This window comes from Tranquillimonas rosea, from assembly GCF_900111315.1.
Taxonomy (GTDB): Bacteria; Pseudomonadota; Alphaproteobacteria; order Rhodobacterales; family Rhodobacteraceae; genus Tranquillimonas; species Tranquillimonas rosea.
This window is the reverse complement of sequence record NZ_FOGU01000005.1, coordinates 144,116-170,002: the sequence shown is the minus strand read 5'-3', so window position 1 is coordinate 170,002 and position 25,887 is coordinate 144,116. Positions and strand designations below refer to the sequence as shown.

Annotated in this window: 27 protein-coding genes and 1 pseudogene; 22 read left to right on the top strand and 6 right to left on the bottom strand. The window is 68.8% G+C overall.

What is annotated here, in order from left to right:
- Nucleotides 1-11 precede the first annotated feature (11 nt).
- The 10 genes from motA to BMZ25_RS09985 all read left to right on the top strand — a co-directional run bounded on the left by motA (nucleotide 12) and on the right by BMZ25_RS09985 (nucleotide 12,907).
- Nucleotides 12-875 carry a flagellar motor stator protein MotA gene (motA, locus tag BMZ25_RS10035; protein WP_092693064.1) on the top strand — a complete coding sequence of 288 codons (864 nt, stop codon included), beginning with the start codon at nucleotides 12-14 and terminating at the stop codon, nucleotides 873-875.
- Nucleotides 872-2,971 (top strand): hypothetical protein, encoded by a 2,100-nt coding sequence (locus tag BMZ25_RS10030; protein ID WP_092693059.1) that lies wholly within the window; start codon nucleotides 872-874, stop codon nucleotides 2,969-2,971. The genes motA and BMZ25_RS10030 overlap by 4 nt, the downstream gene beginning before the upstream one ends.
- A gap of 788 nt (nucleotides 2,972-3,759) precedes the next feature.
- Nucleotides 3,760-4,518, top strand: a complete 759-nt coding sequence (locus BMZ25_RS10020) for a MauE/DoxX family redox-associated membrane protein (protein WP_092693056.1) — start codon at nucleotides 3,760-3,762, stop codon at nucleotides 4,516-4,518.
- Nucleotides 4,519-4,702: 184 nt separating this feature from the next.
- Nucleotides 4,703-4,975, top strand: coding sequence for a GlsB/YeaQ/YmgE family stress response membrane protein (locus BMZ25_RS10015; protein WP_092693053.1), 273 nt, complete (start codon nucleotides 4,703-4,705; stop codon nucleotides 4,973-4,975).
- Nucleotides 4,976-5,112: 137 nt separating this feature from the next.
- Nucleotides 5,113-6,276, top strand: a complete 1,164-nt coding sequence (locus BMZ25_RS10010) for an acyl-CoA dehydrogenase family protein (RefSeq protein WP_092693050.1) — start codon at nucleotides 5,113-5,115, stop codon at nucleotides 6,274-6,276.
- The gene (locus tag BMZ25_RS10005) at nucleotides 6,276-7,883 is read left to right on the top strand and encodes a carboxyl transferase domain-containing protein (protein ID WP_092693045.1); all 1,608 of its coding nucleotides are present in this window, start codon (nucleotides 6,276-6,278) and stop codon (nucleotides 7,881-7,883) included. The genes BMZ25_RS10010 and BMZ25_RS10005 overlap by 1 nt, the downstream gene beginning before the upstream one ends.
- Before the next feature lie 11 nt (nucleotides 7,884-7,894).
- A complete protein-coding gene (locus tag BMZ25_RS10000) occupies nucleotides 7,895-9,898 on the top strand; it encodes an acetyl-CoA carboxylase biotin carboxylase subunit (RefSeq protein ID WP_092693040.1) in 2,004 nt (667 codons plus the stop codon).
- Nucleotides 9,891-10,748, top strand: coding sequence for a hydroxymethylglutaryl-CoA lyase (locus BMZ25_RS09995; protein WP_092693035.1), 858 nt, complete (start codon nucleotides 9,891-9,893; stop codon nucleotides 10,746-10,748). The genes BMZ25_RS10000 and BMZ25_RS09995 overlap by 8 nt, the downstream gene beginning before the upstream one ends.
- A complete protein-coding gene (locus tag BMZ25_RS09990) occupies nucleotides 10,748-11,530 on the top strand; it encodes a crotonase/enoyl-CoA hydratase family protein (RefSeq protein WP_092693473.1) in 783 nt (260 codons plus the stop codon). The genes BMZ25_RS09995 and BMZ25_RS09990 overlap by 1 nt, the downstream gene beginning before the upstream one ends.
- A 180-nt stretch (nucleotides 11,531-11,710) precedes the next feature.
- A complete protein-coding gene (locus BMZ25_RS09985) occupies nucleotides 11,711-12,907 on the top strand; it encodes a multidrug effflux MFS transporter (protein WP_092693031.1) in 1,197 nt (398 codons plus the stop codon).
- Here the strand turns inward: BMZ25_RS09985 and BMZ25_RS09980 are convergent.
- Genes BMZ25_RS09980 through BMZ25_RS09970 form a run of 3 tightly spaced genes read right to left on the bottom strand, consistent with a single transcriptional unit; the run spans nucleotide 12,871 to nucleotide 14,258 of the window.
- The gene (locus BMZ25_RS09980; protein ID WP_092693024.1) at nucleotides 12,871-13,266 is read right to left on the bottom strand and encodes a DUF4186 domain-containing protein; all 396 of its coding nucleotides are present in this window, start codon (nucleotides 13,264-13,266) and stop codon (nucleotides 12,871-12,873) included. The two genes, BMZ25_RS09985 and BMZ25_RS09980, sit on opposite strands and share 37 nt — an antisense overlap.
- A gap of 43 nt (nucleotides 13,267-13,309) precedes the next feature.
- On the bottom strand, nucleotides 13,310-13,780 hold the full coding sequence (locus BMZ25_RS09975; protein WP_092693022.1) for a Dps family protein: 471 nt from the start codon (nucleotides 13,778-13,780) through the stop codon (nucleotides 13,310-13,312).
- A gap of 22 nt (nucleotides 13,781-13,802) precedes the next feature.
- On the bottom strand, nucleotides 13,803-14,258 hold the full coding sequence (locus tag BMZ25_RS09970; RefSeq protein ID WP_092693019.1) for a hypothetical protein: 456 nt from the start codon (nucleotides 14,256-14,258) through the stop codon (nucleotides 13,803-13,805).
- A 210-nt stretch (nucleotides 14,259-14,468) separates the two neighbouring features.
- Here BMZ25_RS09970 and BMZ25_RS20845 point away from each other — a divergent pair, with 210 nt between their 5' ends.
- From BMZ25_RS20845 to BMZ25_RS21390, 8 genes and pseudogenes are all read left to right on the top strand, one after another.
- On the top strand, nucleotides 14,469-14,630 hold the full coding sequence (locus BMZ25_RS20845) for a hypothetical protein (RefSeq protein ID WP_177190437.1): 162 nt from the start codon (nucleotides 14,469-14,471) through the stop codon (nucleotides 14,628-14,630).
- Nucleotides 14,620-15,099 (top strand): hypothetical protein, encoded by a 480-nt coding sequence (locus BMZ25_RS09965; protein WP_092693016.1) that lies wholly within the window; start codon nucleotides 14,620-14,622, stop codon nucleotides 15,097-15,099. The genes BMZ25_RS20845 and BMZ25_RS09965 overlap by 11 nt, the downstream gene beginning before the upstream one ends.
- Nucleotides 15,100-15,115: 16 nt before the next feature.
- The gene (locus BMZ25_RS09960) at nucleotides 15,116-16,378 is read left to right on the top strand and encodes an imelysin family protein (protein WP_092693013.1); all 1,263 of its coding nucleotides are present in this window, start codon (nucleotides 15,116-15,118) and stop codon (nucleotides 16,376-16,378) included.
- Nucleotides 16,379-16,454: 76 nt separating this feature from the next.
- The gene (locus BMZ25_RS09955) at nucleotides 16,455-16,709 is read left to right on the top strand and encodes a DUF1289 domain-containing protein (RefSeq protein ID WP_092693007.1); all 255 of its coding nucleotides are present in this window, start codon (nucleotides 16,455-16,457) and stop codon (nucleotides 16,707-16,709) included.
- Between the two features lie 78 nt (nucleotides 16,710-16,787).
- On the top strand, nucleotides 16,788-17,930 hold the full coding sequence (locus tag BMZ25_RS09950) for a lytic murein transglycosylase (protein ID WP_092693005.1): 1,143 nt from the start codon (nucleotides 16,788-16,790) through the stop codon (nucleotides 17,928-17,930).
- Between the two features lie 85 nt (nucleotides 17,931-18,015).
- Nucleotides 18,016-18,450 carry a type II 3-dehydroquinate dehydratase gene (gene aroQ / locus BMZ25_RS09945; RefSeq protein ID WP_092693002.1) on the top strand — a complete coding sequence of 145 codons (435 nt, stop codon included), beginning with the start codon at nucleotides 18,016-18,018 and terminating at the stop codon, nucleotides 18,448-18,450.
- A 71-nt stretch (nucleotides 18,451-18,521) separates the two neighbouring features.
- Entirely contained in the window at nucleotides 18,522-18,773 is a 252-nt protein-coding gene (locus BMZ25_RS09940; RefSeq protein WP_092693000.1) for a globin family protein, read from the top strand.
- A gap of 18 nt (nucleotides 18,774-18,791) precedes the next feature.
- A pseudogene (locus tag BMZ25_RS21390) lies at nucleotides 18,792-18,938 on the top strand (hemin receptor); the annotation flags it as partial.
- A 4-nt stretch (nucleotides 18,939-18,942) separates the two neighbouring features.
- On the opposite strand, the gene trhO reads toward BMZ25_RS21390, so the two are convergent.
- Nucleotides 18,943-19,854 (bottom strand): oxygen-dependent tRNA uridine(34) hydroxylase TrhO, encoded by a 912-nt coding sequence (gene trhO / locus BMZ25_RS09935; protein WP_092692997.1) that lies wholly within the window; start codon nucleotides 19,852-19,854, stop codon nucleotides 18,943-18,945.
- A gap of 107 nt (nucleotides 19,855-19,961) precedes the next feature.
- Here trhO and pncA point away from each other — a divergent pair, with 107 nt between their 5' ends.
- The 3 genes from pncA to BMZ25_RS09920 all read left to right on the top strand — a co-directional run bounded on the left by pncA (nucleotide 19,962) and on the right by BMZ25_RS09920 (nucleotide 23,162).
- Nucleotides 19,962-20,567: a bifunctional nicotinamidase/pyrazinamidase gene (pncA, locus tag BMZ25_RS09930; RefSeq protein WP_092692995.1), complete on the top strand. Its 606-nt coding sequence runs from the start codon at nucleotides 19,962-19,964 to the stop codon at nucleotides 20,565-20,567.
- An 80-nt stretch (nucleotides 20,568-20,647) separates the two neighbouring features.
- The gene (gene pncB / locus BMZ25_RS09925; RefSeq protein WP_092692992.1) at nucleotides 20,648-21,940 is read left to right on the top strand and encodes a nicotinate phosphoribosyltransferase; all 1,293 of its coding nucleotides are present in this window, start codon (nucleotides 20,648-20,650) and stop codon (nucleotides 21,938-21,940) included.
- A gap of 214 nt (nucleotides 21,941-22,154) precedes the next feature.
- Nucleotides 22,155-23,162 (top strand): serine hydrolase domain-containing protein, encoded by a 1,008-nt coding sequence (locus BMZ25_RS09920; RefSeq protein WP_092692987.1) that lies wholly within the window; start codon nucleotides 22,155-22,157, stop codon nucleotides 23,160-23,162.
- 3 nt (nucleotides 23,163-23,165) lie between these two features.
- Here the strand turns inward: BMZ25_RS09920 and BMZ25_RS09915 are convergent, their stop codons facing one another.
- A complete protein-coding gene (locus BMZ25_RS09915) occupies nucleotides 23,166-24,098 on the bottom strand; it encodes an L-lactate dehydrogenase (RefSeq protein WP_092692984.1) in 933 nt (310 codons plus the stop codon).
- A 114-nt stretch (nucleotides 24,099-24,212) separates the two neighbouring features.
- Here BMZ25_RS09915 and BMZ25_RS09910 point away from each other — a divergent pair, with 114 nt between their 5' ends.
- A complete protein-coding gene (locus BMZ25_RS09910) occupies nucleotides 24,213-25,391 on the top strand; it encodes an MFS transporter (RefSeq protein WP_092692981.1) in 1,179 nt (392 codons plus the stop codon).
- Between the two features lie 3 nt (nucleotides 25,392-25,394).
- Here BMZ25_RS09910 and arfB read toward each other — a convergent pair whose 3' ends face one another.
- A complete protein-coding gene (gene arfB, locus BMZ25_RS09905) occupies nucleotides 25,395-25,814 on the bottom strand; it encodes an alternative ribosome rescue aminoacyl-tRNA hydrolase ArfB (protein ID WP_092692978.1) in 420 nt (139 codons plus the stop codon).
- Nucleotides 25,815-25,887 lie beyond the last annotated feature (73 nt).

The following is a 25,887-nucleotide window of genomic DNA, read 5'->3' as shown; positions in this document are numbered from 1 at the left end:
GGAAAGCTGCCATGATCGGTCTTATCGGCATTGCGGTCATCTTCGTGATGGTATTCGGCGGCTATCTTGCCGCCGGCGGCAAGATGGGCATCATCCTCAAGTCCCTGCCGTTCGAGATGATGATGATCGGCGGCGCCGCCGCGGGGGCGTTCGTGCTGTCGAACGATGCCGCCTCAATGAAGCAGACGCTGAGGGACGTCGGAAAGGTCTTCAAGGGCCCGAAATGGAAGCCGCAGGACTACCGTGATCTCCTGTGTCTGCTCTTCGAACTCATCCGGCTTTCCAATGCCGCGCCGCTCGAACTGGAAGAGCACATCGAGGCGCCCGATACCTCGACGATCTTCGCCCGTTACCCCCGTATCCAGGCCGACCATGAGTCTGTCGACCTGATCTGCGACACGCTGCGCTCGGCGTCGATGAACTACGATGATCCCCACCAGGTCGAAGAGGTGCTCGACAAGCGAATGGATGCGGCGCTGCACCATGCGATGCATTCGTCGCACGCGCTGCAGACCATGGCCGACGGTCTGCCCGCGCTCGGCATCGTGGCCGCCGTGCTCGGCGTGATCAAGACGATGGCGTCGATCGACCAGCCGCCCGAGGTGTTGGGCAAGCTGATCGGGGGCGCTCTGGTGGGCACGTTCCTGGGCGTGTTCCTGGCTTACGGGTTGGTGGGGCCGTTTGCCGCCCGGCTGAAGACCGTGATCGAGGAAGAGGCGCATTTCTATGGCCTTATCCGCGAGGTGCTCGTCGCCAACCTCCACAAGCACGCCGCCAATATCTGCATCGAGGTCGGGCGTCAGAACACGCCGCATCACGTGCGGCCGGGCTTCTCCGAACTCGAAGAGGCGCTGCGCGAGGCGAAGGCGGCATGAGAATTCAGGCGATAATTCTGACGGTCGCGCTCGCCGCGGCTACCGGCCTGCGGGCGGAGACCGTGCGAATCCGCACCGGAGACCATGAGCGATTCACGCGTATCGTCGTCGATTTTACCGATCGGCCGGAGTGGCGCCTCGGGCGGTCGGAGCAGGGCCATGAACTTCGAGTTCCGGACGAGGGGACCGAGTTCGACCTCTCGCAGGCGTTCCGGCGCATCGGCCGCTCGCGCATCGCGAACCTGCGGGATCTCGGCGCAGGTCGTCTCGGCATCGACGTCGCCTGCGATTGCAGCCTGCGGACCTATGAGCTGCCAAACGAACACCTCGTCATCGATGTCACCGAGACGCCGCCGAGGCCGGATGACCCATACGAGGAAACGCTCGAACCTGAGCGCGGGAATGTGACGCCGCCCGATGCTGCGAGCCTTCCGTTTGCCTTCAAGCCTGCCCCGCCACGGCTTCTACCCGGTGGAATCGGTCCGAGAATCGCGGGTGACGGACCGGGCGTCCTGGTTGACCGGCACATCGAAGAAACCCGAGAGCGCGTCGCGGAGGGCGTGGCCCGGGCCGCCGGCCAGGGCCTGCTGACCGTCCGCGGGGACCCGTTGGTCCCGAGAGAGCCCGATCCACAGCCCGTACCCGAGGCCGAAAGTCCGCCCCAGGACACGCTGCCGCAAGAGCTGCGGGATCGCGAGAACATGCGATTGCGGACGAGTATCGACCGGGACATCGGCGCAGCGATGGCCGAAAGACCGATTGGCGCCCCGTCTCGGTGCCTGTCCGACTCGGCGGTGGATGTGGGGGCATGGGGGCCGGCAGACGGTGCGGGGGATGGCGTCTCGGACCTGCGCGCGGATCTGATCGACGAGGCGGGCCATGCCGATCCCGAAGCCTACGCCGCGCTCGCCCGCCGCTACATTCATCTCACCTTCGGTGCCGAGGCACGGGCGCTGCTCTCGGCCGCGCCGGCCGAGACCCCGTCGCTCGATCTGCTTGCGACATTGGCTGACGTCACCGAGGCGCAACCTGTCCGGTCACGTGTGCTACGTGGGCAGGGGGCCTGCGATGGGGCCGTCGCGCTTTGGGCATTGCTGGCCGCGCCGGCGCCGGACCAGGTCGATCCGTTGTCGACGAAAGCGGTTGTCGCCGCATTTTCGGATCTCCCTTTGCACCAGCGGCGCCATCTCGGGCCGCGACTGGGCGAGATTTTCCTGGCTCGCGGTGACCGGTCCACCGCGCTTGCGATACGGGACGCGGTCCAGCGTGGCGGTCCCGAGGACTCGCCGGACCAGACGATGATGCAGGCGAAGCTGGACATCGATTCGGGTGAGACTTCGCGTGTCGAGACAGACCTCGCGCCGGTTGCCGAGGGGACATCGTCCCGCGCGGCCGAGGCATTGTTGACGCTGATCGACCTGCGCATGGCGGATGACGAGACGGTCGGCCCTGACCTGATCGAAAGCGCCGAGGCGCTGGCCTTCGACCTGGCAGGAACGCCGGAGGCCGCGCGACTGACGGCGGCGGGCGCGCGCGCGCTGATTCATGACGGCCGCATCCAGGACGCGCTCGACAAGATCGAACAACTCGGAGACGGGGAGGCGCTCGCGCCCGAAACGCTCGAAGCATTGCAGACCGACGCCCTCACGGCGCTGCTCGAAGAAACCGACGACGCCGAGTTCCTGCGGATGTCCCTTCCCTTGCTGGATACGGACCTTCCGCGAACGGCGCGGCGCGATCTTGCCCGCCGGTTCCTATCACTGGACCTGCCCGGGCAGGCGCGGCGCGCGCTGGACATCGGCGTCGTCGTGCCGACACCGGCTGAACGCCTGATCCTCGCCGAGGTCGCGCTCCGCGAGGGAAAGGGCGAGATTGCCGAGAGCTACCTCGTCGGCCTGGACATGCCGGAAGCGCGAGACCTGACAGCGGAACTCGAGGCGCGCCGTGACAGGGTTCAAGCAACGAACGCGCAAGCCGAGACGGAAGGCACCGAGACCGCGCCGACCGGTGTCCTTGCCCGAAACCGCGACCTGCTGGACCAGAGCCGGGCGGCGCGGGAGCGCCTCGACGCGCTATTGGCCGAGACTGGCGGATAGTGTCACGGGGCGTTCTCTATTCGCCTCGGTCAAGGTCTGATCCTCTTGCGTGTCCAACCTGCGTGCCGGACTCTGGAGTTCTCTCCGCGGTCGCCGCGTGAACGCCGCTTGTTTGCATTCAGGGTTGTGAGGATCGCAGTGGCGCGCACGGTCGGTCTTGCTTCATTCCTGGGAGGCTCTCACTCTCGCCATGCATACCGGCGACGGCGTCCGGCACGCGGAAGCGACGGTGGTCGGCAATGGCAACCAGAGCGACATGCCGGGATTCGGGGATGTCCTGACCGATGACGAGATCGGCGCGATCCTCGACGACATGAAGTCGACTTGGCCGGTGCGCATACGCGAGGCGCAGGCCGGACAGGCGGCTGACGGCACGTGGTGCAGTGCGACGGTCAGCCCTCCAGGAGCGTCTTTCGCGACGTGCGCCCATCGCCGCCATCGTCGTGCCGCATGTCGAGTTCGGTCCGCGCCGATCCCTTAGCAATGCGCGGCGCCGCCCCTCGCGCTGGCGGGCGCACCGAATCCCACCGGCGATGACCGGACCGGGCACGATCAGCCTCAGGACGGGGCCGAACAGCATGCCAAGGCCATGCGCGTACCCCCACCCGGGTAGTGAAGCCAAAGCCAGTCCGCGAAATCGGGGCTTCTTTGAAAACGTGCACGCAACTGCCTGAACCAGTGCCGGCGACCTACAGTCCTAGGCTCGGAAAATGAATCGACTCCGCGGAACCTTCCGGCGCTGGAGGATGGTTGAACGCGGATCACTTGCCTCGGAGAGGAGGTCTTTCATGTCGCGCGATACCGACAACCGCACCGCCACGCTCTACCGGATGGTGATGCCCGACCATCTGTGCCCGTTCGGGCTCAAGACGCGGGCGCTGCTCGAACGCGAGGGCTACCAGGTCGACGACAACTGGCTGGAGACGAAGGAGGACAAGGACTCCTTCATGGAACGGCACGGGGTCAAGACGACGCCGCAGGTCTGGATCGGCGCCGAGCGGATCGGCGGATACGAAGAGGTTCGCGCCCATCTCGGCAAATCCGTGAAGCGCGACGACGAGACGACCTACCAGCCGGTGCTCGCGATTTTCGCCGTCGGGTTCCTGATGGCGCTGGCCGTCAGCTGGGCGGCCTTCGATACCGTTTTCACCCTGCGAACCGTGGAATGGTTCATCGCGATCTCGATGACGCTGCTCGGCCTGCAGAAGCTGCAGGACGTCGAGAGCTTTTCGACGATGTTCCTGAACTATGATCTGCTGGCGCAGCGCTGGGTCCGCTACGGCAAGGTCTATCCGTTCGGCGAAACGCTGGCGGGGGTGCTGATGATTTCCGGGGCCCTTGTGTGGATCTCGTCTCCGATCGCGCTGTTCATCGGGCTCGTGGGCGCGGTGTCGGTGTTCAAGGCCGTCTACATCGAAAAGCGCGAACTGAAATGCGCCTGCGTCGGCGGCGGAAGCAACGTGCCGCTCGGGTTCATCTCGCTGACCGAGAACCTGATGATGATCCTGATGGGCCTTTGGATGCCGGCCAAGGCGCTGCTGATGTAGGGTCCGGCGGCCGCGCCGTAGACCGCTGAACTCACGTGACTTTCGGGCGTTGTCCGGAGCGGAGAGCGGCATGGCCGCCGCCGGCCCGGCGCGCTAGGCTCGGGGAACATGTCAGCTGTCGGCCGCCGCGCCGTTCCGGATATCGTCGGGCCGGAGCGGAGGCCGCAAGAATGAGGGTAGAGGGATGGAAGGATTTCTGGACGCGATCGGTACGGTTGCGCTGGTGCTGCTTGTCGTGACCGGCCTTGCGGCGGGATACATCGCGGGCAAGATCGCCGGGCGCAACATGGGCCTCTACATGCTCGTCGGCGCGATTGCCGCCGTGGTGACACCCTTTCTGCTGGCCGCGCTGGGTATCGGCGTGCTTGCGGCGGGTGGTGTGCTGCTGCTGATGGCCGTCGCGGCGGTGGGTGCGATCGTGGTGCTGCTGATCGTCCGCGCGCTCATGGGCCGGTAGCGATGGGTGGTTTCGTGCCCTCTCGGTGCGCCGTTTGCTGATCGGTCGATGCGCGTCGATGTGACCGCGGGCTATTGTCCTGCGGGTGGATCTCCGCAATCGATGCTAAAGCGCCCGCCGCGCATAGGGAGGAGAGCATGTTCAACGCATCCATGGCGTTCGACCTGGGCGAGGACGTCAACGCGCTTCGCGACATGGTGCACCGCTGGGCACAGGAGCGGGTCGCGCCGATCGCGGCCCGGATCGACCTGGATAACGACTTTCCGGCGGACCTGTGGGAAGAGATGGGCGCGCTCGGCCTGCTGGGTATCACGGTCCCCGAAGAGGACGGCGGCGCAGGCATGGGGTATCTCGCCCATGTCGTCGCGGTGGAAGAGATCGCGCGGGCCTCGGCCAGCGTCTCTCTGTCCTACGGGGCCCATTCCAACCTTTGCGTGAACCAGATCAGTCTCAACGGGACGGAAGAGCAGAAGGCGCGGTACCTGCCGGACCTGATCTCGGGCCGGGCCGTGGGCGCGCTGGCGATGTCCGAGGCGGGCGCGGGGTCGGATGTCGTGAGCATGTCGCTACGCGCCGAGCGCCGCGGTGACGCCTATGTCCTGAACGGCAACAAGTACTGGATCACGAACGGGGGCGAGGCTCAGACGCTCGTGGTCTATGCCAAGACCGATCCGGCGGCGGGGGCCAAGGGCATCACCGCCTTCCTGGTCGAAAAGTCGATGCCGGGCTTTTCCCAGTCGCCGCATTTCGACAAGCTCGGGATGCGCGGCTCGAACACGGTCGAGCTGATCTTCGAGGATGTCGAGGTGCCCGCCGCGAACGTGCTGGGCGACGAGGGCAAGGGCGCGCGGGTGCTGATGTCCGGGCTCGACTACGAGCGGGTCGTGCTGTCGGGGATCGGGCTTGGCATCATGGCGGCCTGCCTGGACGAGATCATGCCCTACATGGCCGAACGCAAGCAGTTCGGGCAGCCGGTTGGATCGTTCCAGCTGATGCAGGGCAAGATCGCCGACATGTACACCAAGCTGAACTCGGCGCGGGCCTATGTCTACGAGGTGGCGCGCGCCTGCGACCGCGGCACGGTCACCCGCCAGGACGCGGCGGCCTGCGTGCTCTATGCCTCGGAAGAGGGGATGACCGTCGCCCACCAGGCGGTGCAGGCGATGGGCGGCGCGGGCTACATGAACGAAACGACTGTCAGCCGTCTCTTCCGCGATGCCAAGCTGATGGAGATCGGCGCCGGCACGTCGGAGATCCGGCGCATGCTGATCGGCCGCGAACTGGTCGGAGCGATGTCCTGATGGCGGTCCTGTCCTCGACGATCTCGACCCGTTCCGAAGGTTTCACCGCAAACCGCGACGCCCATCTTGAGGCGATGGCCCCCGTACGCGAGGCCGCCGAGCGCGCCGTGGGCGGCGGCGGCCCGGCAGCGCGAGAGCGGCACGAGGGGCGCGGCAAGATCCTCCCGCGGGAACGCGTGGCCCGGCTGCTCGACCCCGGCTCGCCGTTTCTCGAAGTCGGTATGTTCGCTGCGTACGAGATGTACGACGGGGCCAGCCCCGCCGCGGGCGTCGTCGCCGGGATCGGGCGTGTCTCGGGGCGTGAGGTGATGATCGTCTGCAACGACGCGACCGTGAAGGGCGGGACCTATTTCCCGATGACGGTCAAGAAGCACCTCCGCGCCCAGGAGATCGCCGAGACCAACAGGCTGCCCTGCATTTACCTCGTGGATTCCGGCGGGGCGAACCTGCCCAACCAGGACGAGGTCTTTCCCGACCGCGATCATTTCGGCCGCATATTCTACAATCAGGCGCAGATGTCCGCGAAGGGCATCCCGCAGATCGCCGTCGTCATGGGCTCGTGCACGGCGGGCGGCGCCTACGTGCCCGCGATGTCGGACGTGACCATCATCGTGAAGGAGCAGGGCACGATCTTCCTGGCCGGCCCGCCCCTGGTCAAGGCCGCCACGGGCGAGGTCGTCAGCGCCGAGGACCTGGGCGGTGGCGACGTGCACACCCGGCTGTCCGGGGTGGCGGATTACCTTGCACGGGACGACGCGCACGCGCTGGCGCTGGCCCGGCAGGCCCTCGCGCATCTGAACGGAACGCCCCCCGCGCAGCTCGACCGGCAGCCGTCCGAACCGCCGGCCTACGATCCCGACGAGATCCTCGGAGTCGTGCCGGCCGATCTGAGAACGCCCTACGACATCCGCGAGGTGATCGCGCGGGTCGTCGACGGCTCGCGCTTCGACGAGTTCAAGGCGCGCTACGGCCCCACGCTCGTCTGCGGCTTCGCGCATGTGATGGGCATGCCCGTCGGGATCGTGGCGAACAACGGCGTGCTGTTTTCCGAGGCGGCGCTGAAAGGCGCCCATTTCGTCGAGCTATGCAGCCAGCGGAAGATTCCGCTCGTCTTTCTTCAGAACATCACCGGCTTCATGGTCGGCCGTGCCTACGAGACGGCGGGCATCGCCAAGGATGGGGCCAAGCTGGTGACGGCGGTGGCGACAACCGAGGTGCCGAAGATCACGATGCTGGTCGGCGGATCCTTCGGCGCGGGGAATTACGGCATGGCCGGGCGGGCCTATTCGCCGCGCTTCCTTTGGACCTGGCCCAACAGCCGGATCTCGGTGATGGGCGGAGAACAGGCCGCCGACGTGCTCGCCACGGTCAAGCGGGACGCGGTCGAGCGCAAGGGCGGCACCTGGAGCGCCGAAGAGGAAGAGGCCTTCAAGGAGCCCACGATCGCCCGCTTCCGCGAGCAGTCGCATCCCCTCTACGCCTCGGCGCGGCTGTGGGACGACGGCATCGTCGACCCGCGCCGGACCCGCGAGGTGCTGGCGCTGAGCCTGGCCGCCGCCCTGAACGCGCCGATCGACGACACGCGCTTCGGCTTGTTCCGGATGTGAGGGGGGCGACGATGTTCAAGAAGATACTCATCGCCAACCGCGGAGAGATTGCCTGCCGCGTGATCGCGACGGCCCGGCGGCTGGGCGTGCGGACCGTTGCCGTCCATTCCGAAGCCGACCGGGGCGCCAAGCATGTCGCGATGGCCGACGAGGCGGTGCATGTCGGCCCAGCCGCCGCGAGCGAAAGCTACCTGCAGGGCGACCGCATCGTCGCCGCGGCGCTGGCGACCGGGGCAGAGGCGATCCATCCCGGCTATGGCTTTCTGAGCGAAAACCCGGATTTCGTCGACGCGGTCGAGCGCGCGGGGCTGGTGTTCGTCGGCCCGCCGGCGGACGCGATCCGGGCGATGGGCCTCAAGGACGCGGCCAAGACGCTGATGACCGAGGCGGGCGTGCAGGTCGTGCCCGGCTATCACGGCGACCGGCAGGACACCGAAAGCCTCGCGGCCGAGGCCGAGCGGATCGGTTATCCGGTTCTGATAAAGGCCCGTGCGGGCGGTGGCGGCAAGGGGATGCGGCTGGTCGAGACGCCGGGCGCGTTTGCTGATGCGCTTGCCTCCGCGCAGCGCGAGGCGGCGTCGAGCTTTGGCGATCCGGCCTGCCTGATCGAAAAGTTCGTCACCCACCCGCGGCACATCGAGATCCAGGTCTTCGCCGACGGCCACGGCAACGCCGTCCACCTGTTCGAGCGGGATTGCTCGCTGCAGCGGCGGCACCAGAAGGTCATCGAAGAGGCGCCGGCACCGCACATGCCCGAAGAGGTCCGCGCGGCGATGGGCGAGGCCGCGGTCAACGCGGCGCGGGCCATCGGCTATCGCGGCGCGGGGACGGTCGAGTTTATCGTCGACGGCTCCGGCCCGCTGCGGACCGACGGGTTCTGGTTCATGGAGATGAACACCCGTCTTCAGGTCGAGCATCCCGTCACCGAGGCGATCACCGGGCTCGACCTGGTGGAGCTGCAATTGCGCGTCGCGGCGGGAGAGCCGCTGCCGATGCGCCAGGCCGATCTGCGGATCGACGGCTGGGCGTTCGAGGCGCGGCTCTATGCCGAGGACGTGGCGAAGGGGTTCCTGCCGTCTACCGGCACGCTCGAACACCTGGCGATGCCGGACGCGGCCGAGTTCGTCCGCGCGCCGGCCCGCGTCGACAGCGGCGTGCGGATGGGCGACGAGGTCAGCCCGTTCTACGACCCGATGATCGCCAAGGTGATCTTGCATGCCCCGACACGGGACGCCGCATTGAACCGGCTCGAAACCGCGCTGGCCGAGTGCAGGGTCACCGGCACCGTCACGAACCTCGACTTTCTGGGCGCACTCGCGCGGCACGAGGGCGTCCGCAGCGGCGCGGTCGATACCGGCCTGATCGCGCGGGACATCGACGCGCTGACCGATCCGGGCGCTCCGCAGGCGCATGTGCCCGCCGTGGCCGCCATCGCCGCGCTCGGGCTGCTGACGCCTCGGTCGGGCGATGACCCGTGGGAGGTGCTGGCGGGCTGGCGTCACTGGGCCGAAGACGCGCACCACGCCACGCTCGAGACCGCCGAGGGCACCGCCGAATGGCGCGTCACGCAGCGCCGCAGCGGCCTTTTCGAGGCCGAGGGTCCGGGCGCGTCGGTGTCCCTTCGGGTCGAGCCGCTGGGCGGGACGGCCTTCGCGGTGGATGTCGACGGGCTGCGCCGACGGATCGACATCGTGCGGGACCGGGCGCGGATCACGGTCTTTGCCGAGGGGCGCAGCGTCTCGTACGGCCTGCCCGATCCGCTGAACGATGCGGCCGTCGATCAGGAAGGGGGCGACGTGGTGACCGCGCCGATGCCCGGAACGGTCCGCATGGTCAACGCGCAGGCCGGGCAGAGCGTCGAGGCTGGCGCGACTCTGATCGTGCTGGAGGCGATGAAGATGGAATACGCCCTGCCGGCCCCGCGCGACGGGGTGGTGGCCGAAACGCTCGTGACCGAGAAAGAGCAGGTGGCCGACGGCACGATCCTGCTGCGCCTGGAGCCCGAGGATGACTGAGCGGGTCACGCTCTTCGAGATGGGCCCGCGCGACGGGCTGCAGAACGAAAAGGCGCTGATCGCCACGCCGGACAAGGTCCGGCTGGTGGATGCCCTGTCCGGCTGCGGCCTGCCGAAGATCGAGGTCACAAGCTTCGTCAGCCCGAAATGGGTGCCGCAGATGGCCGACGCGGCCGAGGTGATGGCCGGGATCGCGCGGCGGCCGGGCGTCGTCTATTCCGCGCTGACGCCGAACCTGCACGGCTTCGAGCGCGCGGTCGAGGCGGGCGTCGACGAGGTCGCCATCTTCGCCTCGGCCTCGGAAGGGTTCAGCAAGGCGAACATCAACTGCACCATCGCCGAAAGCCTCGATCGGTTCGCCCCGGTGGCCGAAGCTGCACGCGCGGCCGGCCTGCCGGTGCGGGGCTATGTCTCGTGCGTGTGCGACTGCCCCTATGACGGCCCGACACCACCCGCCGATGTCGCGCGGGTCGCCGGGGCGCTGGCCGGGCTTGGCTGCTACGAGATCTCGCTGGGCGACACGATCGGCACGGGCACGCCCGAGACCGTGGCCGCGATGCTGGAGGCCGTGCTGCACGAGTTGCCGGCCGCGCGCCTGGCCGGTCACTACCACGACACGAACGGCACCGCGCTCGCCAATATCGCGGTGAGCCTGGAACACGGGCTGCGGACCTTCGACGCCGCGATCGGCGGGCTGGGCGGATGCCCTTACGCGCCCGGCGCCAAGGGCAACGTCGCCACCGAAGCAGTCGCACGGCTTGTCGAGGAACGGGGATTCGCCACTGGGATCAACCACGATCGTCTGGCCGAGGTCACCGCGTTCGCCCGCGGTCTGAGGAGTTCGCAATGATCTATGAGACGCTCGATATCCACTTCGATGCGCGCGGCGTGGCGTACGTGACGCTCGATCTGCCGGATCGCCGCAACGCCCTTGCAGCGGCGATGATCGCGGAGCTGACGGACATGGCCCGGACCCTGGGCGCCGAGGAAAGCACCCGTGCCATCGTGCTGTCCGGCCGCGGAAGCGTGTTTTGCGCAGGGGGCGACCTGGAGTGGATGAAGGCGCAGATCGCGGCCGACCGGCCCGAGCGGATGCGCGAGGCGCGCAAGCTGGCCGAGATGCTGGGCGCCCTGAACGAGATGCCGACCCCGCTGATCGGACGGATCCACGGCGGGGCGTTCGGCGGCGGCGTGGGGCTGGCCTGCGTCTGCGACACCGCCATCGCCGCCGACACCACGCGGTTCGGCCTGACGGAGACGCGGCTGGGGCTGATCCCGGCGACGATCGGCCCCTACGTCGTCGCGCGGATGGGCGAGGGCAACGCGCGGCGTGTCTTCATGTCCGCTCGCCGTTTCGACGCCGACGAGGCGGTGCGGCTGGGCATCGTGGCGCGAGTGGTCGAAGAGGCCGCGCTGGACGACGCGGTCGAGGACGAGGTCGCGCCCTATCTCTCCACCGCGCCCGGCGCGGTGGGACGGGCCAAGGCGCTGGCGCGGGCGCTCGGGCCGCGGATCGACGCCGAGGTGATCGACGACAGCATCCGCCGGCTTGCCGATTCGTGGGAAACGGAAGAGGCGGCGCACGGGATCGACTGCTTCCTCGACAAGACCGCCCCCCGCTGGACCGAGTGACCGCCGCCCCTTGACCGCGGGCCCGGAGCGCTATGCTCGCCGTGGCGTTCAGAGCCCGCCGCGGCCGTCGGGGAGGCGCGTGCACAGCCGGTGTGCGCGGATTGCGGTGGCAGGTCCGGGAACGTGGGGCATCTCTCCGAGGCGCTTCCGAACCCCGTCCGTCCCTGCACCGGAGTCTCTATGACCGCCGCCGACCGCCTTCTTGCCCTTTGCCTGGGCTGCCTCGCCGCCATGGGTCCGCTGTCGATGGACATGTACCTTGCGGCGATGCCCGCCATGGCCGAGGCGTTCGGCGTCGGCCACGGCCGGATCGAGCTGACGATCTCGGCATTCTTCGTCGGATTCTGCGCGGGGCAGCTGGTGCTGGGCCCGGTGTCCGACCGTGTGGGGCGCAGACCCGTGGCGCTGGCGGGGCTCGGCACCTTCGCCTTCGCCTGCGTCGGCTGCACCTTCTCGGGCAGCCTGCCCGAGCTTCTGGCGTGGCGCGTCCTGCAGGGGCTGGGCGGATCCGTGGGCATGGTGATCGCGATGTCGTCGGTCCGCGACCGGTTCACCGGCAACGATGCCGACAGGATGATGGGCGTGGTGGTGTCGATCATCGGCGTCGCTCCGGTGATCGCGCCGCTGATCGGAAGCCTGATCCTGCAATCCTTCCCGTGGGAGGCCATCTTCCTGGTCCTGGGCGTTTTCACCGCGAGCGTTCTGGGGCTCCTGGCACTGTTCATGCCCGAGACGCTGCCGCCCGAGCGGCGCGCGGCGCGGCGGCCTGCCGAGGTTGTGCGCGCATATGGCAATCTGTTCCGCGATGCCGAGTTCATACCCTACGCCACGGCCCTGACCCTCACCCGCGGGAGCCTTTACACTTATATCGCGGCGGCCTCTCCGATCCTGATCACCGGCTACGGCCTGTCGCCGCTGCAATTCGGGACGGCCTTCTCTCTGAACGCGGTGGGGCTGGTGATCGCGTCGCAAGTGGGGCCGCGCCTGTCGGGGCGGCTGGGCGCCAACCTGTTCGCGCGGCTCGTGCTGGGGTTCCGGGCCGTGGTGGCCTGTATCCTCCTGGCCTTCGACCTGTCAGGGTGGCTGCCGCTTGCGGTGCTGCTGCCGCTGCTGTTCCTGCTGGTGGCGAGCCTGGGCTTCGCGATGCCGACGATGACGACGTTGTCGCTGGCGGCGCAGGGGCGTGCGGCGGGCACCGCCTCGGCCCTGCTGGGCGGGCTGGGTTTCGGCTTCGGCGCGTTGCTCAGCAGCAGCCTCGGGATGATGGCGGACAGCAGCGCCGGCCCGCTGGCGGTCATCATGGCGGTGACGACGGTGGGCGCAGCGCTTGTCGCGTCGCTCTATTTCCGGCGCACGCCGGTGTCCGGCGCCGCCTGAGGGACAAGGCCCATCTCACGGTCGATCCAGTGGATGAGCACGCCGACGACCTGCTCCTGCTCGTCCGGCTCCAGTGTGCGGCCCGGCTTGTAGCCATGCCATTTCCAGAGACATTCGCGGCAGCACGTCGCGGTGGCGTGCTGCGCGACGAAGACGGGATGCCCCCGCATCGGCGTCTGCCGGCCATCGTTCGGAGGCGCGGCGGGGGCGAGCCGCTGCCGGACGAAATCGCGCGCGTGGGAGAGGATCGTGTCGCGGCCCTTGGAATCGGCATAGGCGCGATCGCGCCCGTTCAGCCGGAACCGGCTGCGGAACCGGGACCGGGCGAGGCGGGCGAACAGATCGTCTTGGCCGTCCATCGCCGCACTCTCGCCCACCCCCCGGCACGTGTCCAGTCGGCGCCTATTGCAGGTGCGAGCGCAGCATCCAGGCGAACTTGTCGTGCGTCCGGCCTCGCTCGATCGCGAGGTCCTCGGTCAGCGTGTCGCCGTGGCCCGCGGCCAGTTCACCGAGCCCCGCAAGCGTCTTGGACACGGTTTCCTGCGCGGTTGCCAGCAGTTCGATCATTTCGCGGTCGGTCTGGAGGCCGTCCGCTTCGGCCACTTTCGAGCGGTCGAGCATCTTGGCAAGCTGCCCCTCGGCATGCATGTCCAGCGCGCGCACCCGCTCGGCGAGGTCGTCCTGCCCGGCGAAGTGGTCTTCGTAGATCTCCTGGAACAGAGCGTGCAGGGGACCGAAGGCCATGCCCTTGACGTTCCAGTGAAAGTTCTGGGCCAGCATGGTGGTGACCACGGTTTCGGACAGGCACTGGTTCAGCGCGGTCGTGATTTCCTCCTGGGCAGAGGGGGTCAGTTGGGTCGCGGTCTGGGTCATCGATCTTTCCTTTCGCTGACGGTTATCCGGCCCGCCGGGTGGCTGGGGCCTCGGGGGCTGCCGCGCGCGCGTCGCTCGTGGCGACCCGGCTGAGCAGGAAAATCGTCGAGCGCAGGGCCGACGGGGCGACACGGCTGCGCAGAAGGAACGTGGCGCTGGCCTCGTCCCCACGCTGTACCGCGTGCACGAGCGCCATCAGCCAGGCCTCGTCGAACGAACGGTCGATGCTGCCCGGCCGGAAGAAACGCGGCGCCCGTCCCAGGGCCTGGTCCAGCGTGCGCACCAGCGCGCGCACCGCCTCGGTGCCGCTCACCTCGCGGGTGGCGGACAGGTGCAGGCAGGCATCCGTCAGGTCGAGCCGCGCCGCCGCCCGGCACTGCAACGCCTCGAGCCGCAGATGCGCCAGGAGGGTCCTGTCCTCTCCGGTCTGCGCCGGAGCGGGCGAGGGCACATCGCGGGGGCCGGTCGAAGCTGTCATCGTCTGTCTTTCTCGCGTCGGCGCCACCCGCTCGGGCGGCGACTCTTTCCCGACTTTAATTATCAGATTTTGCGCCGCTGTGAAGTCTGCCGTCCATTCGCCCCGGAAAGACCCTGTTTCCGAGGGGCCTGCGGGGCGCCGGATGTGGGGTTTGACACGACCAAGTATTTTTGTCAGGAAATAGCAGAACCCGACAGGAGGCACGGCGATATGAACGTCCGCGACGATGCAACTAGGCAGCGCCGTGACTGGCAACCGCGCGAACAGCACGAGTTGCTCGGCGATCTCTTCGCCGCTGATGCCGACTTTTCCGGCCCGCTCGAACCGGTCCTGGACTGGCTGCGGCGCGACGAGGCGCACCATGTCCGTTGAGGGCGGAGACGCCCGCGGTGCACGGTCCGTCGCGTCCTTCGACTCGCTCCCCAAAGACGAGGCGATGTTCATCCGCTACCTGCGCCTGTGGTGCGCAGGCCCGGACGAGCAATCCGAGGTCTGGAACGATATCGCAGCCCGGCTGGGACCGGCGCGGGGACGCCAGGCGCTGTCGACCTTCGAGGATCTCGTCGGGCTGGTTCTGCGTCACGCACGTCGCCCGATCATGCTGCACGGCCTGACCTGTTCCTGCGTCGGCGCCGACGAGGCCGTGCTGGCCCATCTCGTCACGCTTGCCACATCCGGCGAGCGCGAGGACGCGATGCTGATCGCGACGCTCCTGGTGCGCGCCGACGTCTCGCCCCTTGTCACCTCGCTCGCGCAGAGCTTCGGGCTCGCCCTTCATCGCGGCCGCACCGTCTCGGCCGATATCGCCAGTGCGCCGCCGCGCGGCCGCACGTTGCATTGACCCTGAAAGGATTCCCATGACCCGTACCGTCACCTCGCTTGCGGCGCTTTTCGCCGGCCTGGCCGCTCCGGCCCTCGCGCAGGACAAGGCCGCCGTGCTCGAGACCTACGCCGACATTGCCGAGGCAGCCTATTCCGACAGCCACACCACGGCGACGGACCTGCAAGCCGCCGTCGATGCGCTGCTGGAAGACCCCTCGGCCGAGACTCTGCAGGCGGCCAGGACGGCCTGGCTTCAGGCGCGGGTGCCCTATCAGCAGACCGAGGCCTTCCGCTTCGGCAACCCGATCGTCGACGACTGGGAGGGCAAGGTGAACGCCTGGCCGCTGGACGAGGGCCTGATCGACTATGTCGACGCGTCCTATGGCGGTCCCACCGATGCAAACCAGGCCGCGGCGCTGAACGTGGTCGCCAACGAGACGTTCACGCTGGCCGGCGAAGAGGTCGACGCGAGCGAGATCGACGCCGACCTGCTGGAAAACACGCTGCACGAGGCCGACGGCGTCGAGGCGAACGTCGCGACGGGCTACCACGCGATCGAGTTCCTGCTCTGGGGGCAGGACCTGAACGGCACCGAGGCCGGCAACGGCAACCGCTCGTGGACCGATTACGCCTCGGGCGACGACTGCACCAACGGCAACTGCGACCGGCGGGGCGCGTATCTCAAGGCCGCGACCGACCTTCTGGTGAGCGACCTGGAATGGATGGCCGGGCAGTGGGCCGACGGCGGCGAGGCGCGCGGCGCAGTCACCGAGAATGCCGACCAGGGCCTCGTGATGATGCTGACCGGCATGGGCTCGCTGTCGTACGGGGAACAGGCGGGCGAGCGGATGAAGCTCGGCGTGATGCTGAACGACCCCGAGGAAGAGCATGACTGCTTCTCGGACAACACCCACAACAGTCACTTCTACGACGGCATGGGCATCCACAACGTCTATTTCGGAGAATACGTGCGCACCGACGGCTCGGTCGTGTCGGGCCCGTCGCTGTCGTCGCTGGTGGCCGAGGCGGACGCCGAGGTCGACGCGGCCCTGCGCCAGGATCTGAACCAGACGATGATCGAGCTGGCGCACATCAAGACCGCGGCCGAGGCCGGCTACAGCTATGACATGATGCTGGCGCGCGGCAACGAAGATGGCGAGGCGCTGATCATGGACGCGGTCGACGCGCTGGTCGAACAGACGCGCTCGATCGAACGGGCGGTCTCTGCTCTCGGTGTCGACCAGATCGGGTTCGAGGGTTCGGACAGCCTCGACAACCCGAACGCCGTTTTCCAGTAACCTGCAAACCCACTCACGGGCACAGGCGGGCGGTCCCATTCCGGGGCTGCCCGTCCGCCGTTCCGAAAGACCCGCCATGGCCAAAGCGAAGAAGCTTCCCAGCCCCTGCATCGACGTCTGCAAGTTCCGCCGCGAGGGACATTGCATCGGCTGCTCGATGACCAAGGCGCAGAAGAAGATGTTCAAGTCGCTCAAAAAGCCGCAGCACCAGCACGCCTTCGTCGAGATGCTCGCCCACCAGCAGTCCGACATGGGCAAGTATTCCCACTGGACCCAGGCCTACCTGAAAAAATGCGCCAAAAAGGGCGTCACCCCGCCGGTCGGCCCCTGACCCGGCGCCGATTGCTTGCCTGACGGCGCACTCCCGGCAAGGATGCGCGCGAGGCAACGATAATGGCGGGGACACGCGATGCAGGTGAGCAGACGTTTCGTGACGATGGGGATGGCCGCGACGCTGGGCGCATGCGGCGGCGGGTTCCGGGCCGAGGCGCCGCTCGCCCCGGCCGAGGATCCGACGCTGCGCCCGGTGCCGAACGCGGGCTACGATGCGTGGCTCTCGGGCTTTCGCGGGCGCGCGCTGTCGGCGGGGATCGACTCGTCGGTGGTCGACCGGGCGCTTGGCGGCGCGGGCTATCTTCCCGGCGTGATCGAGCGCGATCGCAACCAGACCGAGTTCACCCGCACGCTCGAGGACTACCTCTCTATCGCCGCCTCTGAAGAGCGGGTCGCGACGGGTCGGCAGATGTTCCGCCAGTACGGCAGCACGCTGTCGTCCATCGAGCAGCGCTATGGAGTCCCGGCCGAAATCGTGACCGCCATCTGGGGCGTCGAGAGCCGCTACGGCGCCCGGCGCGGCGACATCCCGGTCGTCTCGGCGCTGTCGACGCTGGCCTATGACGGCCGCCGTGGCCAGTTCTTCGAACAGCAGTTGATCGCCGCGCTGAGGATCCTGCAGAACGGCGACATCTCCGCCGACCGCATGACCGGAAGCTGGGCCGGGGCCATGGGGCACACGCAGTTCATCCCCACGTCCTACCAGGCCTACGCCGTCGACTTCACCGGAGACGGCCGCCGCGACATCTGGTCCGAGGATCCGACCGACGCGCTGGCCTCGGCCGCGGCGTATCTCTCGCGCTCGGGCTGGCGCAGCGGCCAGCGCTGGGTCGGCGAGGCGGGCACAGCCGCGGCGCCCGGTGGCGGCAGCCGGCTGACACCGCAGCCCGGCGGCCCGACCTTCGTCGTGGGCCGGAACTTCTCGGTCATCAAGCGCTACAACAACTCCGACAACTACGCGATCGGCGTGGGCCACCTGGCCAACCGCATCGCCGGGGCCGGGCCGATCCGCGGCAGCTTTCCGCCCGACCGCTACGGCCTGACCAAGGAGGATCGCGTTGCGCTGCAGCAGCGGCTGACCCGCGCCGGCTTCGACACTCAGGGTACCGACGGCGTCGTCGGCCCCGACACGCGCGCCGCGATCTCAGCCTATCAGCGCAGCGCCGGGCTGTCGCCTACGGGCGATCCTTCGCCGCAACTGCTGGCTCGCCTGCGCTGAGCCCGCCGGCGCCGGGCCTGTCGCTCGGCGCCGAACCGCGCTAACACATCTGTCGGATGTCCACTTTCCGGGAAGGCGCCCCCGCATGACCCGCACGATCTACGTCCTGAACGGGCCGAACCTGAACCTGCTCGGCAAGCGGCAGCCCGAGATCTATGGCCGCGACACGCTCGACGACGTGGCCGAGCTGTGCCGCGGCGCCTGCACCCCCGGTGTCGACATCCGGCTGGAGCAGTCGAACCACGAGGGGCAGATCGTCGACTGGATCCACGAGGCGCGCGGCGCGGCCTGCGGCATCGTCATCAACGCCGCCGCCTACACCCACACCTCGGTCGCGATCCTCGATGCGCTCAACACTTTCGAGGGGCCGGTGATCGAGGTGCATATCTCGAACATCCACAAGCGCGAGCCGTTTCGCCACCATTCCTACGTCGCCTCGCGGGCGGACGGGATGATCGCGGGCCTCGGGGTCGAGGGCTACGCCGCGGCGGTGCGGCGCATCTGCGCGCTGACCGGCTGAGGCCGGGGGCGTTTCACGGATTGTTGGCGGTCCGGTGGCACCGTCCCGAGTGCCACAGAATGAGGCCGCCGATGACGCCCGAGGATGTCCGTCTCGTCCAGACCAGCTTCGCGCAGGTCTTTCCCCACAAGGCTAGGCTGACGCAACGCTTCTACGCTCACCTGTTCCGCATCGCGCCCGAGATGCGGCCGTTATTCCGCAACGATCCCGCCCTCCAGCGGGAAAAGCACGCCAGCGCCCTGGGCGCGATCGTCCGCAGCCTGCAAGACCTCGGCACCGCGCTTCCGACCGCCGCCGCCCTGGCGCAGCGGGATGTCGGCTAGGGCGCGCGGCCGGACCACTACGCCGACGTTGGCGTCGCACTCCTCTCCACGCTCGATGATACGCTGGGGCCCGACCTGACGCCGCGCATCCACGATGCCTGGGCCCGCGCCTACGACCTTCTGTCAGAGGCGATGATCGACGCGGGCTACGCCGCGCCGGCGTGATCCCTCACCCGGCCTCGGGGCCCAGATGCCGCGCCCCGCGCGCCTTCGCCAGGGCGATCTGCCGCTGCCGCTCGCGAAAGCGCGCGCGCTCGCCCTCGGTGCGCTCGGCAGCGCAGTGGCGGCACTGCACGCCGGGCTCGAAGTCCGGGCGCAGGGTGTCCTCCGGCAGCAGCGGCCGCCGACACGCATGGCACAGGCTGGCCGCCCCGACCCGCAGCCCGTGGCCCACCGACACCCTGTCGTCGAACACGAAGCACTCTCCCCGCCACAGGCTCTCCTGCTCGGGCACGCGCTCAAGGTAGTCGAGGATGCCGCCCTTCAGGTGGTACACATCGGCGACGCCCTGCGATTTCAGCCAGTTCGTGGATTTCTCGCAGCGGATGCCGCCGGTGCAGAACATCGCGATGCGCTGCCCCTCGAACCGGTGCGCGTTCTCGGCCCACCAGCCGGGGAAATCCCCGAACGCGTCGGTGCCGGGATCGACCGCCCCGTCGAAGCTGCCGATCGCCACCTCGTAGGCGTTGCGCGTGTCGATGACCGTCACGTCCGGTTCCGAGATTAGCGCGTTCCAGTCCTCGGGCGCGACATAGGTGCCGGTGTCGCGGACCGGGTCGACGTCCGGCTGGCCCATCGTCACGATCTCGCGTTTCAGCCGCACCTTGAGCCGGCCGAACGGCATCTCGTCAGCATGGCTCTCCTTCCACTCCAGGTCGGCACAGCCCGGAAGACCGCGGATATGGCGCAACACCGCGTCGATCCCGGCACGCGGCCCGGCGATCGTCCCGTTCACGCCCTCGGGCGCCAGCAACAGGCTGCCGCGCACGCCGCCGGCCACGCAGACCTCGCGCAGCGGTCCGCGCAGCGCATCCGGATCCGCGAACCGGGTGAAACGATAGAGGGCGGCGACAGTCACCATGGCCCGACGCCATAGCCCCTGGCCCGCGGCGCCGGCAAGCCCCCGGTTGACGCGCCGCGGTGCCGACGTAGGGTCTGACCGACCACGCACGACAAAGGCCGACCGCCATGCGCCCCGCGACCGAAGCCCTCCTCGTCATCGACGTTCAGAACGACTTCTGCGCCGGAGGCGCGCTCGCCGTGCCCGAAGGCGATGCCGTCGTACCCGGCATCAACGACCTTCTCGATTCCTTCGCAGTGCGCGTCTTCACGCAGGACTGGCACCCGGCGGGCCACGCCTCCTTCGCCAGCCAGCACGACGGCCGCGCCCCGCTCGAGGTGATGGAGTTTCCCTACGGTCCCCAGGTGCTCTGGCCCAACCATTGCGTCCAGGGCAGCCACGGCGCCGCCTTTCACCCCGACCTGCGGACAGACCCCGCCGATGTCGTCATCCGCAAGGGGTTCCGGCGCGACATCGACAGCTATTCCGCCTTCTTCGAGAACGATCACCAGACGCCCACCGGACTCGAAGGCTATCTCCGCAGCCGCGATGTCGAGTCGGTGGTCTGCGTCGGCCTCGCCACGGATTTCTGCGTCAACTTCTCCGCCCTCGATGCCGCCCGGCTTGGCTTCCGCACCAGCGTGATCGAAAGCCTGTGCCGCGGCATCGACCTGGACGGCTCGCTCGAGGCCGCCCGTGGCGGCCTGTACGAGGCCGGCGTCGCGCTGGACTAGCACGCGGGAACGCCCTGTCCGCAACTTGCCACCCCGTCCGGCGGCTGCTTTAACCGTTGGCCAGCAACCGGAGCCCGCCCATGGTCGACATCGCCAGCCGCGTCTGGAACCACAAGTGGAAGATCGATCCGATCGTGCGGTCGCTGATCGATACCGACTTCTACAAGCTCCTGATGTGCCAGTCGGTGTTCCGCAACAGCCCCGACACCCATGTCACGTTCAGCCTGATCAACCGCACCACCTCGATCCGGATGGCCGAGCTGATCGACGAGGGCGAGCTGCGCGAGCAGCTCGACCATATCCGCTCGCTCTCGCTCAGCCGCGGCGAATCCACGTGGATGCGCGGCAACACCTTCTACGGCAAGCGCCAGATGTTCCGCCCCGACTTCATGGACTGGTTCGAAAACCTGCGTCTGCCGCCCTATCACCTCGAGCGGCGCCACGGTCAGTACGAGCTCACCTTTGAGGGCAAGTGGCCCGAGGTGATGCTGTGGGAGATCCCGGCGCTCTCGGTGCTGATGGAACTCCGGTCCCGCAAGGTGCTCGAGGGCATGGGCCGGTTCGAACTGCAGGTGCTCTATGCCCGCGCGATGACCAAGCTGTGGGAAAAGGTCGAGCGGCTGCGCGACCTGCCGGGCCTCAAGATCGCCGATTTCGGCACCCGCAGGCGCCACTCCTATCTATGGCAGGACTGGTGCGTGCAGGCGATGATCGAGGGGTTGGGCGACAATTTCACCGGCACCTCGAACTGCCTCATCGCCATGCGGCGCGAGGTCGAGGCGATCGGCACCAACGCCCATGAGCTGCCGATGGTCTACGCCGCCCTGGCCGATACCGACGACGAGCTGCGCAACGCCCCCTACAAGGTGCTCGCCGATTGGCACGAAGAGCACGAGGGCAACCTGCGGATCATCCTGCCCGACACGTTCGGCACCACCGCCTTCCTCGAGGGCGCCCCCGACTGGCTCGCCGGCTGGACCGGCATCCGCATCGATTCCGGCGATCCCGCGGTCGGGGCCGAGAAGGCGATCGAATGGTGGAAGGCCCGCGGTGAAGATCCCCGCGACAAGCTGGTGATCTTCTCCGACGGTCTCGACGTCGAGAAGATCAAGGCGCTGCAGGCGCAGTTCGCCGGCCGCGTGAAGGTCTCCTTCGGCTGGGGCACGCTGCTGACGAACGATTTCCGCGGCCTCGTGCCCGGCGATGCCCTGTCCCCCTTCAGCCTCGTCTGCAAGGCCGTCGCGGCCGAGGGTCGCCCGACCGTCAAGCTGTCGGACAATCCGAACAAGGCGATGGGACCGGGGCTTGAGGTCGAGCGCTACAAGCGCGTCTTCGGCCTCGGCCAGCAGATGCCGATGCAGGTCGAGGTCTGACCCGCGGAATTGTTTCACGGGAAACCTTCGCGTCTTCTGCCCGGAAATATCCCGGGGGTGTGGGGGCGGCGCCCCCACGCGCGTCCCGCCGGAGGCGGGACAGGACATCGCATGCGCCGCAGGCGCACCACCGGATCGGCCGCCTCACGTTTCGCTGATTGGACCGAGGGCCCGGCCCGTCCATATCGCGGGTGAGCCGAAGAGGAACCTGCCGATGCCGATCCGCCTGTCCCGCCGTCACGCCCTGACACTGACGGCCGCCAGCTGTGCCGCCCCGGCGCTGCTGCGGGCACAGACCGATCCGTGGGATCGGGTGCGCGCGCGGGCGGCCGGTCTCGACCAGTTGCGGTCGATCCTCGTTATGCAGGACGGGGAAGAGCGGCTGGCCGTCGCCCTGCGCGGACCGGGGCTGGATACGCCGGTCAACGTGAAGTCCGTCTCCAAGACCATCGTCGCCGCGGTGCTCGGCGCCGCGATCGACCGCGAGGTGGTGCCGTCGGTCACCGCGCGCCTAGACGCCGTCGCGCCCGACCTGATCCCGGCGGGCGCAGCGGAGGGTGTCGGCGCCATCACGCTCGAGGACCTGGTCACCATGCGCGCCGGGCTCGAGCGGACCTCCGGGCCGAACTACGGCGCCTGGGTGGCCAGCGCGAATTGGGTGGCGGATGCCCTGGGGCGGCCCTTCGTGGCCGAGCCCGGCGGACGGATGCTCTATTCCACTGGGTCCTTCCACGTCCTCGGCGCGGCGCTGGCGCGGGCGAGCGGCCGGTCGCTCTTGCAGATGGTGCGCGACTGGATCGGCACGCCACTCGACATCCAGGTGCCGCCGTGGACGCAGGACCCGCAGGGCTTCTATCTCGGCGGCAACCAGATGGCCCTGTCGCCGCGCGGCATGGCCCAGTTCGGCGAGTTGTACCGCCGCGACGGCGAGATCGGGGGCACGCGCGTCTTGTCGGCGGAGTGGGTGTCGCGGTCGTTCCGGCAGGTCACGCGGTCGCGCTGGTCGGGCCTGGGCTATGGCTACGGCTGGTTTCTCGGGCAGGTGGGCGGCGACGATTATGCGCTGGCGCGGGGCTATGGCGGCCAGATCATCTGCGTCTGCCCCGCCCGCGGCATGACCGTGGCGATCACGTCCGATCCGGACCGGCCGGCGCGCTCGGCGGGGTATTTCGGCGATCTCCAGGCGATGATCGAGAACGACATCCTGCCGCGCGCCGCGTGACGCTCAGACGGTGACTCCTGCTGCCGTGGCCGCGAGCATCGTGGCGGAGGCCTCGAGCGCCTCGGATTCCTCCGGCGCGAGATCGGGCATGAGGTCGGCCACGATGCCGTTCGCGCCGACGACGCGGGGCACCGAAAGGGTGACGTCGGCGATCGCCGAGAGGTTTGGCGTGCGGCCCGAGACCGAAAGCACAGACTGCTCGTCGCGGGCGATGGCGGCGACGATGCGCGAGAGGCCGGCGCCGATGCCGTACCACGTGGCGCCCTTGCCCTCGATGATGGTGTAGGCGGCGCGGCGGACGCCGGTGTCGATGCGCTCGCGCAGCTCGGCCGTCACCGGGGCGCCGACCTGCGCGGCTGCGCGTGAGAGGTCCACCGTTCCGACGCGGGCGCTGGACCAGGCGAGCACCTCGGTGTCGCCGTGTTCGCCCAGCACGTAGGCATGGACCGAGCGGGGCGCGACGCCCAGGTGACGCGCGAGAAGCCAGCGAAACCTGGCCGTGTCGAGGATGGTGCCCGAGCCGATGACCCTCTCGCGGGGGAGGCCGCTGAGGCGCAGGGTGACATCGGTCATGATGTCCACGGGGTTCGAGGCGACCAGCAGGATCGCGTCGGGGCAGACGCGGCGGATCTCTCCGACGACCTCGCGGAACACCGCTGCGTTGCGGTCAAGAAGCTGCATCCGCGTCTCTCCGGGCTTCTGGCTGACGCCGGCGGCGATGATGACGGCGCCGGCGCCGGACAGGGCGTCGTAGTCGCCGTGATCCACCATGACGGACGAGGCGAAGGGCACCGCGTGGGCGATGTCCTCGGCCTGGGCGCGGGCGAGGGCGGTGTTCTGGTCGACCAGGACAAGGCGCTCGATCACCCCTTCGAGCGCGAGGGCGAAGCCCGCCGCGCTGCCCACCATTCCGGTTCCGACGATGCCGATCTTCATGTCACCCTCCGTGCACTATGCGTGCACAGAGTATGCACAAACCGTCATACGATCATCCCTGTCCCGCGCGGCGATCCGCACTACACTCCGCCCGGTCCCGACATCGGAGCTCCCGTGACCGCCACGACCCAACCCGCCGCCGGGGCGTCGCTCGCCCCCGTTCTCGTCGTCCTGTCGGCGGGCAACTTCGTCATCGGCATGGGCGCCTTCGTGATCATCGGCGTGCTCGGCCCGCTGGCCGACGATCTGAGCCTGTCGTCCGGCCGGGCGGGGTGGCTCATCACGTCTTACGCGGTGTCTTACGCGATCTTCTCGCCGCTTCTGGTCTCGGCCACGGGCCGGGTCGGGCGGCGGCGGGTTATGGCCGGCGCGCTGGCGGTGTTCGCGGTGGCCAACGCGGCCTGCGCGCTGGCGCCGTCGGAGCTGCCGCTGCACCTGTCGCGGATCGTGGCCGCCGCCGGGGCGGGATGTTTCACGCCGGTCACCTCGGCCGTGGCCGCCCGTCTGGCGCCGCCCGAGCGGCGGGCACAGGCGCTGGCGGCGGTGCTGTTCGGGATCACGCTGGCGCAAGTGGCGGGCGTGCCGGCGGGCAGCTGGATCGCCTATACCTTCGGCTGGCGGGCGGCGGTCTGGATCGTGGCCGCGCTGTCGGTGCCGGCTGCGGTGGCGATCTGGGTCATCGTGCCCGCGGGGCTGAGCTTTACCCCCGTGTCGCCGCGCGACCTGGGCCGCGTGCTGGGTTCGGCCCGGACGATGCTGGCGGTGATGTTCACCACGACCTTCCTCGGCGCGATCTTCGTGGTCTACTCGTATCTCGGCCCGCTGCTGGAGACGCAGATGGGCTATGGCCGCAACGGCATCTCGGCGGTCCTGGTGGTCTACGGCGTCGGCGCGGTGGCGGGGAACCTTGCCGGCGGCTGGGTCGCGGACCGGATCGGGCCGATGGCGACGCTGCTGATGCTGACGGGCATCCAGGCGCTGACGATGCCGCTGTTCGCGTTGCTGCCGCTGGCCAACGCGGCGCTGGTGGCGCTGGTGGTGTTCTGGTCGCTGGTGGGCTGGTCGTTCGGCGCGGCGCAGCAGGTGCGGCTGATCTCGCTCGCCCCCGACAGCGCCAGCGTCGTGCTCGCGCTGAACGCGGCGGCGATCTATGTCGGCGCGGCGGTGGGCTCGGCGATTGGCGGCGGCGTGCTGGATGCTTTCGGGCCGGCGGCGCTGGGCGTCACCGGTGGGATCGGCGCGCTGGTGGCGCTGGGGCACCTTGCCCTGTCGCGGCGGATGTCGGGGCGCTGAGTCTCAGTCGTCGCGGATCTTGCCGCGCAGCGCCTTGACCTCGGCGCGCTGCTTCTTCGATTCGATGCGGCGGCGCTTGGCGCCGAGGCTGGGGCGCGTGGGAATGCGACGCTTGGGCGTTTCCGTCGCCTTTCGGATCATCTCGGCCAGCCGCTCGCGCGCGATCTCGCGGTTGCGGGCCTGGCTGCGCGTCTCGCTCACCTGCAGGACGATGGCGCCCTCGCGCGTCCATTTCCGGCCCGCCACGTTGCGCAGGCGGCGTTTGACCGGTTCGGGGAGGTTGGGCGAGCGCGCGGCCTCGAACCGCAACTCGACCGCCGTGGCGACCTTGTTGACGTTCTGGCCGCCGGGTCCGCCGGCATGGACGAACTGCTCGACGATCTCCCAGTCCTCGATTTCTATGCGGTCGGTGACGCGCAGCAAGGCTGCCTCCTTGTCGGTCTTTCCATCCTAGATACATCACGTTGCGCCGATGACGACCCCCCGGCGGCGGAAC

Coding starts and splice junctions, on each gene's coding strand:
- motA (WP_092693064.1), top strand. CDS start 12: ATGATCGGTCTTATCGGCATTGCGGTCATCTTCGTGATGGTATTCGGC.
- pncB (WP_092692992.1), top strand. CDS start 20,648: ATGGTCGACATCGCCAGCCGCGTCTGGAACCACAAGTGGAAGATCGAT.
- BMZ25_RS10000 (WP_092693040.1), top strand. CDS start 7,895: ATGTTCAAGAAGATACTCATCGCCAACCGCGGAGAGATTGCCTGCCGC.
- BMZ25_RS09950 (WP_092693005.1), top strand. CDS start 16,788: ATGCAGGTGAGCAGACGTTTCGTGACGATGGGGATGGCCGCGACGCTG.
- BMZ25_RS09920 (WP_092692987.1), top strand. CDS start 22,155: ATGCCGATCCGCCTGTCCCGCCGTCACGCCCTGACACTGACGGCCGCC.
- BMZ25_RS09940 (WP_092693000.1), top strand. CDS start 18,522: ATGACGCCCGAGGATGTCCGTCTCGTCCAGACCAGCTTCGCGCAGGTC.
- BMZ25_RS09960 (WP_092693013.1), top strand. CDS start 15,116: ATGACCCGTACCGTCACCTCGCTTGCGGCGCTTTTCGCCGGCCTGGCC.
- BMZ25_RS09985 (WP_092693031.1), top strand. CDS start 11,711: ATGACCGCCGCCGACCGCCTTCTTGCCCTTTGCCTGGGCTGCCTCGCC.
- trhO (WP_092692997.1), bottom strand. CDS start 19,854: ATGGTGACTGTCGCCGCCCTCTATCGTTTCACCCGGTTCGCGGATCCG.
- BMZ25_RS09980 (WP_092693024.1), bottom strand. CDS start 13,266: ATGGACGGCCAAGACGATCTGTTCGCCCGCCTCGCCCGGTCCCGGTTC.
- BMZ25_RS09970 (WP_092693019.1), bottom strand. CDS start 14,258: ATGACAGCTTCGACCGGCCCCCGCGATGTGCCCTCGCCCGCTCCGGCG.
- BMZ25_RS09915 (WP_092692984.1), bottom strand. CDS start 24,098: ATGAAGATCGGCATCGTCGGAACCGGAATGGTGGGCAGCGCGGCGGGC.
- BMZ25_RS09965 (WP_092693016.1), top strand. CDS start 14,620: ATGTCCGTTGAGGGCGGAGACGCCCGCGGTGCACGGTCCGTCGCGTCC.
- BMZ25_RS10010 (WP_092693050.1), top strand. CDS start 5,113: ATGTTCAACGCATCCATGGCGTTCGACCTGGGCGAGGACGTCAACGCG.
- BMZ25_RS10020 (WP_092693056.1), top strand. CDS start 3,760: ATGTCGCGCGATACCGACAACCGCACCGCCACGCTCTACCGGATGGTG.
- BMZ25_RS10005 (WP_092693045.1), top strand. CDS start 6,276: ATGGCGGTCCTGTCCTCGACGATCTCGACCCGTTCCGAAGGTTTCACC.
- BMZ25_RS09995 (WP_092693035.1), top strand. CDS start 9,891: ATGACTGAGCGGGTCACGCTCTTCGAGATGGGCCCGCGCGACGGGCTG.
- BMZ25_RS09975 (WP_092693022.1), bottom strand. CDS start 13,780: ATGACCCAGACCGCGACCCAACTGACCCCCTCTGCCCAGGAGGAAATC.
- pncA (WP_092692995.1), top strand. CDS start 19,962: ATGCGCCCCGCGACCGAAGCCCTCCTCGTCATCGACGTTCAGAACGAC.
- BMZ25_RS10015 (WP_092693053.1), top strand. CDS start 4,703: ATGGAAGGATTTCTGGACGCGATCGGTACGGTTGCGCTGGTGCTGCTT.
- BMZ25_RS10030 (WP_092693059.1), top strand. CDS start 872: ATGAGAATTCAGGCGATAATTCTGACGGTCGCGCTCGCCGCGGCTACC.
- aroQ (WP_092693002.1), top strand. CDS start 18,016: ATGACCCGCACGATCTACGTCCTGAACGGGCCGAACCTGAACCTGCTC.
- BMZ25_RS09955 (WP_092693007.1), top strand. CDS start 16,455: ATGGCCAAAGCGAAGAAGCTTCCCAGCCCCTGCATCGACGTCTGCAAG.
- BMZ25_RS20845 (WP_177190437.1), top strand. CDS start 14,469: ATGAACGTCCGCGACGATGCAACTAGGCAGCGCCGTGACTGGCAACCG.